At 69.7% G+C, this 12,124-nt stretch carries 11 protein-coding genes; 7 read left to right on the top strand and 4 right to left on the bottom strand.

Annotation, left to right across the window (positions count from 1 at the left end; genetic code table 11):
- Window positions 1-28: 28 nt before the first annotated feature.
- Window positions 29-532, bottom strand: coding sequence for a hypothetical protein (locus DEJ11_RS16495; RefSeq protein WP_146250000.1), 504 nt, complete (start codon window positions 530-532; stop codon window positions 29-31).
- 75 nt (window positions 533-607) lie between these two features.
- Here DEJ11_RS16495 and DEJ11_RS16490 point away from each other — a divergent pair, with 75 nt between their 5' ends.
- The 5 genes from DEJ11_RS16490 to guaA are packed head-to-tail and all read left to right on the top strand — an operon-like array spanning window position 608 to window position 5,409.
- Window positions 608-1,138 carry a cation:proton antiporter regulatory subunit gene (locus DEJ11_RS16490; RefSeq protein ID WP_017885470.1) on the top strand — a complete coding sequence of 177 codons (531 nt, stop codon included), beginning with the start codon at window positions 608-610 and terminating at the stop codon, window positions 1,136-1,138.
- A 3-nt stretch (window positions 1,139-1,141) separates the two neighbouring features.
- Window positions 1,142-2,593: a cation:proton antiporter gene (locus DEJ11_RS16485; RefSeq protein WP_111028990.1), complete on the top strand. Its 1,452-nt coding sequence runs from the start codon at window positions 1,142-1,144 to the stop codon at window positions 2,591-2,593.
- Window positions 2,594-2,640: 47 nt separating this feature from the next.
- The gene (locus DEJ11_RS16480) at window positions 2,641-3,375 is read left to right on the top strand and encodes an SURF1 family cytochrome oxidase biogenesis protein (protein ID WP_181242997.1); all 735 of its coding nucleotides are present in this window, start codon (window positions 2,641-2,643) and stop codon (window positions 3,373-3,375) included.
- Between the two features lie 10 nt (window positions 3,376-3,385).
- Window positions 3,386-3,832 carry a DUF3817 domain-containing protein gene (locus DEJ11_RS16475; RefSeq protein WP_017885467.1) on the top strand — a complete coding sequence of 149 codons (447 nt, stop codon included), beginning with the start codon at window positions 3,386-3,388 and terminating at the stop codon, window positions 3,830-3,832.
- A complete protein-coding gene (gene guaA, locus DEJ11_RS16470) occupies window positions 3,829-5,409 on the top strand; it encodes a glutamine-hydrolyzing GMP synthase (protein WP_111028991.1) in 1,581 nt (526 codons plus the stop codon). The genes DEJ11_RS16475 and guaA overlap by 4 nt, the downstream gene beginning before the upstream one ends.
- A gap of 414 nt (window positions 5,410-5,823) precedes the next feature.
- Here the strand turns inward: guaA and DEJ11_RS16465 are convergent, their stop codons facing one another.
- Both DEJ11_RS16465 and DEJ11_RS16460 read right to left on the bottom strand, forming a co-directional pair.
- Complete coding sequence (locus tag DEJ11_RS16465; protein WP_111038510.1) at window positions 5,824-6,696, bottom strand: Bax inhibitor-1/YccA family protein; 873 nt, start codon at window positions 6,694-6,696, stop codon at window positions 5,824-5,826.
- 31 nt (window positions 6,697-6,727) lie between these two features.
- A complete protein-coding gene (locus DEJ11_RS16460) occupies window positions 6,728-7,768 on the bottom strand; it encodes a DUF817 domain-containing protein (RefSeq protein WP_111102594.1) in 1,041 nt (346 codons plus the stop codon).
- 105 nt (window positions 7,769-7,873) lie between these two features.
- Here DEJ11_RS16460 and DEJ11_RS16455 point away from each other — a divergent pair, with 105 nt between their 5' ends.
- Window positions 7,874-8,896 carry a glycerophosphodiester phosphodiesterase family protein gene (locus DEJ11_RS16455; RefSeq protein WP_111102592.1) on the top strand — a complete coding sequence of 341 codons (1,023 nt, stop codon included), beginning with the start codon at window positions 7,874-7,876 and terminating at the stop codon, window positions 8,894-8,896.
- Here DEJ11_RS16455 and DEJ11_RS16450 read toward each other — a convergent pair.
- Complete coding sequence (locus tag DEJ11_RS16450; RefSeq protein WP_111102590.1) at window positions 8,861-9,532, bottom strand: hypothetical protein; 672 nt, start codon at window positions 9,530-9,532, stop codon at window positions 8,861-8,863. The genes DEJ11_RS16455 and DEJ11_RS16450 overlap by 36 nt on opposite strands.
- Window positions 9,533-9,589: 57 nt before the next feature.
- Between DEJ11_RS16450 and DEJ11_RS16445 the strand changes: the two genes are divergently transcribed.
- Window positions 9,590-12,037 (top strand): ATP-dependent helicase, encoded by a 2,448-nt coding sequence (locus DEJ11_RS16445; protein WP_111028996.1) that lies wholly within the window; start codon window positions 9,590-9,592, stop codon window positions 12,035-12,037.
- The last annotated feature ends 87 nt before the right edge of the window (window positions 12,038-12,124 follow it).

Raw genomic sequence — 12,124 nt, 5'->3', positions numbered from 1 at the left:
AACGGACTGGAGGCGCGACCTGCGTCCGTCAGGCGACCTGCGGTCCCGACGTGGCCCGGAGGGCGCGTCGCCGCTCGCCGAACACGATCACCACCGGGATCGCGACCAACGCGATCAGGCTCGTGGCGTACAGGACGCCGGCCCAGGCGGTGTGGGCGCCGCCGCTGACCCCGTAGCCGTCGGCGACGTCCATGCCGAGTTGGAAGCCGGCGACGAAGAACGGGACCGCACCCGCCGCGATGATCCCGAGCATCCAGGCGACGACGAAGTGCGGTTCCACGCGCCGCCAGAGCGTCACCGTCGCGACCACGAGCGCCAGCGCGACACCGATCGCCGCGGTGACGAGGACGGCGACGACGTCACCGCGGACGTCGAACCCCTGCCCCTCGAGGTGCGCGTGGATCGCGTCCAGCGAGGTGCCCGGCACCGCCGCGAGCGGATCCAGCACGAGTTGCTGCACCGCGAGCAAGGCCGCGTACAGCGTCACGACCAGCACCCCGACGACGGCCACGAGGATCCGTGTTCTCCCCATCCACAGAACAGTAGCGGGAGGAATGCGCGGGGTCACCGGGTGGTTAGCATGGGGGTACTCGAAGAGGGAGCCATCATGGTCGACGTCCATCGCGTCAAACTCCCCGGAGTCGGCGTGCTGCACAGCTTCTACACCGACGACGGTGGCAAGTGCGGTGTCATCACGCACCGGTCGGGGCACTCCGACCTCATCTCGTTCGCCGACGTCTCCGACGGCGCGGACAAGTCCGAGAAGGTCTCGCTGCGTCTCAGCGAAGACGAAGCGCACACGCTCGCCGAACTCCTCGGCGGCACCCGGATCACCGAGGGCCTCGACAAGCTCGACGAGATCCCCGGGCTGTCCATCGACTGGTTCTCCGTCGACTACGACGACGCCATCGCGGGCAAGCCCCTCGGTGACCTGCACGACTCGGGGTTCATCGGCCTGACCGTCGTCGCCGTGGTCCGTGGCGACAGCGCCAACCCGGCGCCCTCGTCGGACTTCGTCGTCTTCCCCGGAGACACGATCGTCGTCGCCGGATCCCCCGAGAAGGTCGCCAAGGCGTTCTCCTTCTACCGCAGCGGAGAGCTTGCGGCCGCCTCGGCCGAGGCCCCGCGGAAGAGCTAGCGCATGCACCTGGGTGGTGAGCTGCTCACCATCGGTGTGCTCTTCGTCATCGCCTACGTCCTGGGACGGCTCGGCAAGACCATCGGTCTGCCGGCCATCCCGATCTACATGGTGGTCGGACTCGTCGCGAGTCCGAACACGCCGTGGTTCGGGCTGAGCGTCGAGTCCCACACGATCGAGCTCATCGCGACGTTCGGGCTCATCCTGCTGCTGTTCAACCTCGGGCTCGAGTTCGACCAAGAGGAGTTCTACGGCAACGCCGGCAAGCTCCTGGTGTCCGGCGGCACCTACGTCGTCATCAACATGGGCGTCGGGTTCGCCTTCGGGTTCTCGCTCGGCTGGGGCACCCGCGAAGCCCTGATCATCGCCGGCATGACGGCGACGTCCTCGAGCGCCATCGTGACGAAGCTCCTCATCGAGCTCCGGCGCCTGGCGAACGACGAGACCCCGATGATCCTCGGCGTCACCGTGATCGAGGACGTCTTCATCGCCGTCTACCTGGCGATCGTCTCCGTCGTGCTGTCCGGCGACACCAACGTCTGGGCCGTCGTCGGCAAGTTGGCACTCGCGTTCGGGTTCCTCATCGTGATGTTCACGCTCGCGCGCTTCGCGGGCAAGTGGGTGTCGAAGATCTTCGCCACCCGTGACGACGAGCTGTTCACGGTGCTGTTCTTCGGACTCGCGGTCATGTTCGGCGGCATCGGCGACCTGCTCGGCGTGACCGACGCCATCGGTGCCTTCGTCATCGGCCTGCTCTGCGGAGCGACCCGGTACCGCGACCGCATCGAACAGCTCGCCCTGCCGATGCGCGACGTCTTCGCCGCGTTCTTCTTCGTCAACTTCGGGCTCGGCCTCGACCTGTCGACCTTCGGCGAGGTGCTCTGGCCCGTCCTCGGTGCCATCGGCATGACGGTCGTGCTCAACGCGGTCGCCGGCCAGATCGTCGCGCGGATGAACGGCTTCAACGTCCAGCAGGGCATCAACACCGCCGTCATCCTGGTGAACCGTGGCGAGTTCGCGCTGATCCTCGCGACCCTGTCGGCTGCCGCCGGGCTGGAGGCGCGGATCACCGCCTTCGCGGGCCTCTACGTCCTCTGCATGGCCGTCCTCGGGCCGCTGCTCGCGGTGAACTCGGACCGGATCGGCCGCCTCGTGGTGCGTCCGGGCCGGCTCATCCGCCTGCGCGGACGCCTGGGCGGCCGACGTGCCGTCGCCGCCGCAGCCGCTGCCGAGAGCGCCGAAGCGGCCGAGGCCGAGGCGGACGCCACCGCCGCGGCGCGGAAGGCCGAGCGGGACCGCCAGTTCGCCGAGGAGTTCGCGCTCGTCGAGGCGGCTGGCAGGGACGAGCGAGACAATGAGGGGTCCGACCCGACGTCCGCCCCCGTGACGTCGCCGGTCGAGATCCCCGCCGAGCGCCCCGAGCGCCCGGTCCGACAGCGCGATCCGGAGTACTGATACAGATGTGGGCCGTTGCCCGACGACCGAGGTGGATCGCGCTGCTGTTGCTGGCGCTCGTGCTGGCGGCGGTGTTCGCCGGGCTGGGCAAGTGGCAGCTGGAGCGGTCGATCGCCAACGGCAAGCCCCTGCCGGCAACCACCGAGACCCGCCGCACGCTCGAGGCGGTCACGACCCCCGAGCGCCCCGTCAGCGAGAGTCTCGCCGGGCAGAAGGTCACCGTCACCGGGACCTTCGTCGCCGACGACACCACCGTCCTGACCGGCCGCACCGGGGGTGGGAAGTACCAGACCGTCGGTCACCTGGTGGACTCGGATGGTGGGGCGAGCCTCCCGGTCGTCATCGGGTGGTCCGACCAGCGGTCGGCCGCCGTCGCCGGAGGCGAGCGCCTGGCGGACGGCCAGACGCTCACGATCCAGGGGCGCTACTACCCGGCGGAGTCGCCCGACCAGGACGCCTACAAGAAGGGCGAGTACTCCGCAGTCGCCCCCGCCCGGTTCGTGAACACCTGGCAGGCCTTCGACGACCGCATGTACCTCGGGTACGTGGTCGCCGACGGCACCACCGCGAAGGCCGCCGACCTCGGCACCATCGCCGACCGTGCACCGTCGCGCGAGGTCCAGTTCGACTGGCTCAACCTGTTCTACGCGATCGAGTGGGTCGTCTTCGCCGGCTTCGCCGTGTTCCTCTGGTACCGGTTCGTGAAGGACGCCTGGGAGCGCGAGCAGGAAGAGGAGCGCGAGGCAGCCCTCGCCACCGAAGCCGACGCGCTCCGACGGTAGGATTGCCGGCATGGCCCTGACCGTCCGAACCCGTGACATCCCCAAGATCCCGGGGGCGGTGAAGTGGTACCGCGTCTCGGCGTACATCACCGGTGTGCTGCTGCTCGCCCTGGTGGTCGAGGTCATCATCAAGTACACGCCGCTGCAGCTCGAGATGCAGCTCGGCAACGGTCCGTTCTTCGTGCCCAACGGCACGGCGGGCGAGACCCCGGGCACGTTCAACCTGTCGATCGCGATCCTCATCGCCCACGGCTGGCTGTACGTGCTCTACCTCTTCACGGACTTCCGTCTGTGGAGCATCATGCGCTGGAGGCCGTCGCGCTTCCTGCTCATCGCCCTCGGGGGCATCATCCCGTTCATGTCCTTCGTGGTCGAACACCGCATGCAGCAGCGGGCCATGGACACCTACCACGAGCTGATCGCTGCCCAGCAGCGTGAGAAGGAGGCCGCTCGGTGAGCGAGACCGAACAGCGTCCCGTCCTCGTCGTCGACTTCGGGGCCCAGTACGCGCAGCTCATCGCGCGTCGGGTCCGTGAAGCGAACGTCTACAGCGAGATCGTGCCGCACTCCATCACCGCGGACGAGGTCCGCGCCAAGGACCCGGCAGCCATCGTGCTGTCCGGTGGTCCGTCGTCCGTGTACGAAGAAGGCGCGCCGTCCCTCGACGGTGACATCCTCGACCTCGGCGTCCCCGTGCTCGGCATCTGCTACGGCTTCCAGGCCATGGCGACCGCCCTCGGTGGCGAGGTCGCGAACACCGGTCTGCGCGAGTACGGCGCCACCGACGTGACCCTCGCCCCCGGCACCAGCACCCTGCTCGGCGACCAGCCGGCGGACCAGGTGACGTGGATGTCACACGGCGACTCCGTGGCCAAGGCACCGGCCGGATTCGAGGTGCTCGCCTCGAGCGCGTCGACGCCCGTCGCGGCGTTCGCGTCCGACGAGCGCAAGCTCTACGGCGTGCAGTGGCACCCCGAGGTCAAGCACTCCGTGTACGGCCAGGCCGTGCTCGAGAACTTCCTGCACCGTGCCGCGGGCCTGCCCGGCGATTGGAACTCCAGCAACGTAATCGAGGAGCAGGTCGCCCGCATCCGCGAGCAGGTCGGTTCCGCGCGGGTCATCGCCGGGCTCTCCGGTGGTGTGGACTCCGCCGTCGCCGCAGCCCTGGTGCACAAGGCCGTCGGCGACCAGCTGACCTGCGTCTTCGTCGACCACGGGCTCCTGCGTGCCGACGAGCGGAAGCAGGTGGAAGAGGACTACGTCGCCTCCACCGGTGTCCGGCTCATCACGATCGACGCCGAGCAGCAGTTCCTCGACGCCCTCGCCGGCGTGAGCGACCCCGAGCAGAAGCGCAAGATCATCGGGCGCGAGTTCATCCGCACGTTCGAGGGCGCGGCCGAGGCACTCGTGCTCGAGGCCAAGGCTTCCGACTCCGATGCCGAGGTCAAGTTCCTCGTGCAGGGCACGCTCTACCCCGACGTCGTCGAGTCCGGCGGAGGAGCGGGTACCGCGAACATCAAGTCGCACCACAACGTCGGCGGCCTGCCCGAGGACATGACGTTCGAGCTCGTCGAGCCGCTGCGCACCCTGTTCAAGGACGAGGTCCGTGCGGTCGGCCGCGAGCTCGGGCTGCCCGAGGTCATCGTCGGTCGCCAGCCGTTCCCCGGCCCGGGCCTGGGCATCCGCATCGTCGGCGAGGTCACGAAGGAGCGGCTCGAACTGCTCCGCGCGGCCGACAAGATCGCCCGCGAAGAGCTCACCGCGGCCGGCCTCGACCAGGAGATCTGGCAGTGCCCGGTCGTACTGCTCGCCGACGTTCGCTCCGTGGGCGTGCAGGGCGACGGCCGGACCTACGGACACCCGATCGTGCTCCGTCCGGTCTCGTCGGAGGACGCCATGACCGCCGACTGGACGCGTCTGCCGTACGACACCCTCGCGAAGATCTCGAACCGCATCACGAACGAGGTGCCCGACGTCAACCGGGTCGTGCTCGACGTCACGTCGAAGCCGCCGGGGACGATCGAGTGGGAGTAGGGCTCCCCTGAGCCACGAAGGCCCGGTACGCGTCACGCGTGCCGGGCCTTCGTGCGTCCGGGGGCGGGGGCGGTGGCGGTGGCGGGGTCGCACGAACTGCCGTCTGCCGGGACGTGTGACGGCAGTCCGCGCGACCCGGGCGCTGCGCGTGCGGCGTGTTGTGCGACCTCGGGCGGCTGGAGTCGGGGGCGTGGGCGCTGCCGGGGCCGTCGAGTGGTCACGACACCCCGCGGGCCCGACGCCGAGGGGTCACGAACTGTCGGCTGGCCCCGGCCCGGGCGACACTTCGTGACCACTCGGCGGGCGTTCGGCGGGGTGTTGTGACCACTGGGGCCGCTGGCGCTCGCGCGTCCACCGGCCCGGGAACGACGAAGGGCCCCGGCAGCGCCGGGGCCCTTCGTGTGTGCGGTGGTACTAGTTGCGCGAGCTGCTCGCGATGATGGCGAGGATGCGCAGGATCTCGAGGTACAGCCAGACGAGCGTCACGATCAGGCCGAACGCCGCGGTCCAGGCGTAGATGCGGGGTGCCCCGCGCTCGACACCGGTCTTGATCTGGTCGAAGTCGAGGATCAGCGAGTACGCCGCCATGACGACCACGAAGATGCCGATGAGCACACCGAGCGGGATGCCGAAGAGCGTCACGCCCATCAGGCCGAACGCGCTCTGCGTCACGCCGGTCCACATCAGGACCAGGTTCACCAGGGAGAACGCCATGTACCCGACCATCGCGATCAGGAAGAAGCGCGTGGCCTTCGGGGTCGCGCGGACCTTGCCCGAGCGGAACAGGAGCAGGGTGACGAAGAACACACCGAGCGTGCCGAACACCGCCTGCGCGACGATGCCGTCGGCCTTGGGGAACGCCGTCTGGAAGTAGTTCGAGATACCGCCGACGAACAGCCCCTCGAAGAACGCGTACGTCAGGATCAGACCCGGCGACGGCTTCTTCTTGAAGGTGTTGACGAGCGCCAGGACGAACCCGACGAGCGCGCCGACGATCCAGACGACCGGCGGCAGGTTCCAACCGGCCACCGCGCCGACGACGAGCACGCCGAACGCGAGCAGCGTCTTGACGATGGTGTCTTCGTACGACATGCGGTCGGTGTCCACCGGGGACGCAGTCGGACGGTCGTACATGTACTGCAGCTGCTCGGGGGTCATGCCGCCCTGGGCCTGCTGCGGGGTCTGTCCCCAGCCGGCCTGCTGCTGACCAGCACCGCGCCCGCCCCAGGTGTTTGCCCCCTGTGCGTTGAAGGCGGGGGACTGGTCGAAACCGGGCTTGAAGGCCATGGTGTCCTCTTCCTAGGAGATTCGAGTCCTCTCAGCCTAGGGGCGCTCGGTCGCGGAAGGCTGAGGATTCGCGGCGAGCGGACGCGGGCCCAGCGGGCTCCGTCGAGGGAAGCCTAGGGTCGCCCGCTGCACGCGCGCCCCGAGGACGTCGAGAGTCCGCCGTCGAGCCAGCCGAGCCAGCCGAGCCCGTCGAGCCCGTCGAGCCCGTCGAGCGCGCCCGTCCCGACGGCAGCGCCGGGTAGAGCCACGTGACGAGCGCGACCGAGATCGTCATGAGCAGGAACCACGCCACGATCTTCGTCGGCGCCACCGGCTGCCACACCGCGAGCTGCGCCGGGTAGCTCCACGCCCCGGCCCAGGTCGCGACGTTCTCCGCCGCCCAGATGAACACCGCGACGAGGGCCATCGCCACGAGGACGGGCATCCGCAGCGTCGCCCGGTGGATCCGCACGTGCATGGTCGTGCGGGCGAAGAGCAGCAGCACGAGCGCGAGCAGCACGAACCGGGCGTCGGCGACGAAGTGGTGGCCGAAGAAGTTCAGGTAGATCCCGCCCGCCACGACCGCCAGCAGCCACTGCCGCGGGTACCGGTCGAACCGCAGGTCGAACAGCCGGTAGACCCGCACCATGTACGACCCGACGGCGCCGTACATGAACCCCGAGAACAGCGGCACCCCGGCGACGACGAACAGCCCACTCGACTCGTAGGTCCACGAGCCCATGTGGGTCTTGAACACCTCCATCGCGGTCCCGACGACGTGGAACAGCAGGACGACCCGGAGCTCCCGCACGGTCTCGAGCCCGAACACGAGCATCCCGACCTGCAGCAGCACGGCCGCGATCGTCAGGACGTCGTTCCGCATCGCCGCGGGCACGGTCAGGTGCACCACCGCCATGGTCGCGAGCAGCAGCGCCCCGAACGCGCACGCCCAGGCCTGCTTCGCGCCGAACACCAGGAACTCGGTGACGAACACCCGGACGGGCCGGTGCGGCTGGTGCCCGGCGTCGAGCAGACGGCGTGCGGCCCGGTCGATCCGGGCCTCGACGGCGGTGGAGAGCGAACGGACGGTCATGCGGCGATGGTCGGCGTCGTCGCTGGGAACGACAGGCCTCGGAGCGACGCGTGTGTCCCGCGACACAGGCGCCCGCTGGTCACCCGCGGCCAGTAGGGTCGCGCCATGACCCTCGTGATCGCCCACCGCGGTGCGTCCGGCTACCGTCCCGAGCACTCGCGGAGCGCGTACGAGCTCGCGATCGAACTCGGCGCCGACGCGATCGAACCGGACCTGGTGCCCACGAAGGACGGTGTGCTGGTGCTCCGGCACGAGAACGAGGTCTCGGGCACCACGGACATCGCCGACCACCCCGAGTTCCGGCACCTGCGCACGACGAAGACCGTCGACGGCCAGACCCTGACCGGCTGGTTCACCGAGGACTTCACGTGGGCCGAGCTGCAGACGCTCCGCACCCGCGAGCGCCTGCCGGTGCTGCGCCCGGGATCCGCCGCGCACGACGGTGCGCAGCCGATCCTGCGGCTCGTCGACCTGCTCGCGATCCTCGACGCGGCTCCCCGCCCGGTCGGGCTCGTCGCCGAGGTGAAGCACGCCGCATACTTCGACCGTGCCGGGTTCCCGATGGGTGCACTCGTCGACGCCGCGCTCGGCGAGGCCGGGTGGCGGCAGGACGAGCGGCTCACGGTGGAGAGCTTCGAGAAGGGCGTGCTGCGCGACCTGCGCGAACGGGGGGCCGGTGGTCGGCTCGTGTACCTCCAGGAGGCCCGTGGCAGCGCCGCGGACGAGGTCGCGTCCCACGGGTCGCTCGCCCCCACCTACGCCGCCGAGCGTTCCGAGGACGCGCTCGCGTCGTTCGCGACCGAGTTCCACGGCATCAGCGTCGACCTCGGCACCCTGATGGCCGGTGTCGACAGCGTCGCACTCGACGACCCGACGCCGGTGCGCAGCGCGATCGTCGACCGCGCCCACGCCGTGGGGCTCGCGGTGTACACGTGGACCCTCCGGCCGGAGAACCGGTTCCTGCCGTCGCCGCTGCGTCGTGGTGGCGACGTCGCGGCGTTCGGCGACTGGGAGCGGTGGTTCACGTCCGTGATCCGCACCGGACTCGACGGGGTGTTCGCCGACCACCCCGACCTGGCGGTGCGTGCCCGGTCAGTCCTCGAGCGCCTCGAGCGGGATGCCGGCTGACCGGAGGGCCTCGGCGGCGTCATCGCGTGCGGACGTGGCAGCGGCGCGGAGCCCGGCCAGGTCCTCGGGCCGGTAGAACCACGAGCTCCGGTCGCCGGGCGAGACCGTCCGTTGCGCGTCCGTCAGGTCGGCGTCGTGTTCGCCCTTCCGGAGGTCGGCGCGAGCACGGTCGAGCGACTGCAGGACTGCCGAGGCGCGGATGACCTCGGCCGCGGGCAGGTCCCCGGCTGCGAGACGGGCGACCCGAGGGTCGATCGGTGTCACCGGGAGGGGCTGCACCGGTGGCTGTCGGCGCCGCCGTCGATCGACGAGGATCGCGACGGCGGACGAGACGACGAGGAACACCACGACGGCGACGAGGAGCCGGGCACTCCTCGGGAACGTCGACGCAGCGAGGGCCCCGAGTACAGCCAGGCACAGCCCAGCGGTGACCAGGCCGACCGACAGCGGGACCAGGCACCCCGCCGTGTCCTGTCGAGACCGCTGAGCACGGGCCCGACGGTGGCTCTGGATGATCGCGGCGGGGTCGTCACGCCCGTCCGGAGGCAGGATGCAGAGGACGTCCTGCGTGGTGGGGACCGCGGCCGACGTCGCAGGGAGCACGAAGACGTCAGGTCGGTCCGGTGTGATCGCCACGGCGCCATCCTGCCGCACGAGGTCGCTGTCGGGGGTCTCGCCTAGAATGTCCCGAACATGACGATCGTGCTCGACCCCTTCGAATCGACGCCCGAGCCGGGCGCCGGTGCCCGCGCGTACGAAGACCCGTTCACCGCGGGTCTGAACCCCCAGCAGAAGGAAGCCGTCGAGTACCGCGGCGAGTCCCTGCTGATCGTTGCCGGCGCCGGTTCCGGCAAGACGAGCGTGCTCACCCGCCGCATCGCGCTGCTGCTCGCCAACCGCGAAGCCTGGCCGTCGCAGATCCTGGCGATCACGTTCACGAACAAGGCCGCCGCCGAGATGCGCGAGCGCGTCCGGGCCCTGGTCGGTGGCGAGGCCGAGGGGATGTGGATCTCCACGTTCCACTCGGCGTGCGTGCGCATCCTGCGGCGCGAAGCCGAGCGGTTCGGGTTCCCGCAGTCGTTCACGATCTACGACTCCGCCGACTCCAAGGCGCTGCTGAAGCGGATCATCAAGGAGCTCGAGGCCGACTCCCTCGGGCTGACCGTCGGCGCCGCGGCGTCGAAGATCTCGAAGCTCAAGAACGAGCTGCAGGACATCGACACCTACGCGCGCAACATCAACGTGAACGACCCGCAAGAGGTCATGTTCACCGAGGTGTTCCGGCGCTACACGAACGAACTCCGCCGGGCGAACGCGTTCGACTTCGACGACCTCATCGGGCAGACGGTGTTCCTGTTCCGGGCCTTCCCCGACGTCGCCGCCCTGTACCAGCGCCGCTTCCGGTACATCCTGGTCGACGAGTACCAGGACACGAACCACGCCCAGTACGCCCTGATCCGTGAGCTCACCCGCCCGGTTCCGGTCGAACAGGTCGACAAGCTCGAGGACTCCGGCCAGCACGTCGCCCGGATGCGGGAGACCGACGGGTCGATCGCCCCCGCGTCCCTGACGGTGGTCGGTGACTCCGACCAGTCCATCTACGCCTTCCGCGGGGCGGACATCCGCAACATCGTCGAGTTCGAGCGGGACTTCCCGAACTCCAAGACGATCCTGCTCGAGCAGAACTACCGCTCGACGCAGAACATCCTCGACGCGGCGAACGCCGTCATCGCGAACAACTTCGACCGCCAGGCGAAGAGCCTGTTCACCGACGTCGGCGCCGGCGAGAAGATCGTCGGCTTCACCGGGTACACCGGCCACGACGAGGCGCAGTTCGTCGCCGACGAGATCCAGCGCCTGCGTGAAGACGGCATGGACTACCGCGACATGGCGGTGTTCTACCGGACCAACTCGCAGACCCGTGCGCTGGAGGAGATCTTCATCCGTGCGGCGATCCCGTACCGGGTGCTCGGCGGCACGAAGTTCTACGAGCGTGCCGAGATCAAGGACGCCATGGCGTACCTGATCACGGTCGCCAACCCGGCCGACCCGATGGCGCTGCGCCGCATCCTCAACGTGCCCAAGCGCGGCATCGGCTCGGTCACCGAGACCACGCTCCAGCGCTACGCCGACGAGCACGAGACCACCATGCGTGACGCCCTGCGACACGCGGGCGAGCTCGGGTTCGGGCCGAAGGTGCGGAACGCCATCACGGAGTTCGCGGCACTGCTCGACGCCGTGTCCGAGAAGGCCCCGACGCAGCCGGTGGTCGACACCCTGACGCAGCTGCTCGACGGCTCCGGGCTGCTCGACAACCTGCGGAAGTCGCCCGACGCGCAGGACGCCGCCCGTGCCGACAACATCGACGAGCTCGTGGCCGTGACGCGTGAGTTCCAGAAGAACAACCCCGAGGGCACGCTGTCGGACTTCCTGACCGAGGTCTCGCTGGTCGCCGCGGCGGACGAGCTCGACGACTCGTCGGGCACGGTGTCGCTGATGACGCTGCACACCGCGAAGGGCCTGGAGTACGACGCGGTGTTCCTGACCGGCGTCGAGGAGGACCTGCTCCCGCACCGGATGTCCGCCAACGAGCCCGGCGGTCCGTCGGAAGAGCGCCGGCTGTTCTACGTGGGCATCACCCGCGCCAAGAAGGTCCTGTTCCTGTCCCTCGCGATGACCCGTGCCCAGTTCGGCGACGTGAACGTGGCGATGCCCTCGCGCTTCCTGCAGGAGATCCCCGAGGGGCTCATCGAGTGGAAGCAGTCCCCGGGCATGGCGAACAGCCGCGGTGGCACGCAGCCCCGCGCCCTGAACGCCAAGCGTGACGGCGGCTTCGGCGGCGGTGGTGGTGGCGGCGGCTACCGCGGTGGTGGTGGCTGGGGCGGCGGCTCGTACGACCGCGCAGCGGCTGCCTCGAAGACCCGTCCGAAGACCGAGTGGGCGAACCGGGTGTCCGGGCAGGTGCGCGACAACGGCGACATGGAACTCGTCGCCGGCGACCGCATCAAGCACGTCGACTTCGGCGAGGGAACGGTGTCCGCGGTGACGGGGCAGGGCGCCAAGCGCATCGCCGAGATCGCGTTCGACTCCGCGGGCCGCAAGAAGCTCCTCATCAAGATCGCCCCGATCGAGAAGCTGTAGGAGCCCTCACCGGTCCACACCGAACCGGCAGCCGCGGCCGGTCTGGAGTTCACGGAACGGACCCGGGGCGTTCCCCCGCGATCCGTA

The sequence above is a fragment of the Curtobacterium sp. MCLR17_058 genome (assembly GCF_003234705.2).
Classification (GTDB): Bacteria; Actinomycetota; Actinomycetes; order Actinomycetales; family Microbacteriaceae; genus Curtobacterium; species Curtobacterium flaccumfaciens.
This window is presented reverse-complemented; position numbering and strand designations above follow the sequence as displayed.

What these genes read in the sequence shown, in the direction of transcription:
- DEJ11_RS16495 (WP_146250000.1), bottom strand. Translation starts at nt 532, where the DNA reads ATGGGGAGAACACGGATCCTCGTGGCCGTCGTCGGGGTGCTGGTCGTG.
- DEJ11_RS16490 (WP_017885470.1), top strand. Translation starts at nt 608, where the DNA reads ATGGTCGACGTCCATCGCGTCAAACTCCCCGGAGTCGGCGTGCTGCAC.
- DEJ11_RS16485 (WP_111028990.1), top strand. Translation starts at nt 1,142, where the DNA reads ATGCACCTGGGTGGTGAGCTGCTCACCATCGGTGTGCTCTTCGTCATC.
- DEJ11_RS16475 (WP_017885467.1), top strand. Translation starts at nt 3,386, where the DNA reads ATGGCCCTGACCGTCCGAACCCGTGACATCCCCAAGATCCCGGGGGCG.
- DEJ11_RS16465 (WP_111038510.1), bottom strand. Translation starts at nt 6,696, where the DNA reads ATGGCCTTCAAGCCCGGTTTCGACCAGTCCCCCGCCTTCAACGCACAG.
- DEJ11_RS16460 (WP_111102594.1), bottom strand. Translation starts at nt 7,768, where the DNA reads ATGACCGTCCGTTCGCTCTCCACCGCCGTCGAGGCCCGGATCGACCGG.
- DEJ11_RS16455 (WP_111102592.1), top strand. Translation starts at nt 7,874, where the DNA reads ATGACCCTCGTGATCGCCCACCGCGGTGCGTCCGGCTACCGTCCCGAG.
- DEJ11_RS16445 (WP_111028996.1), top strand. Translation starts at nt 9,590, where the DNA reads ATGACGATCGTGCTCGACCCCTTCGAATCGACGCCCGAGCCGGGCGCC.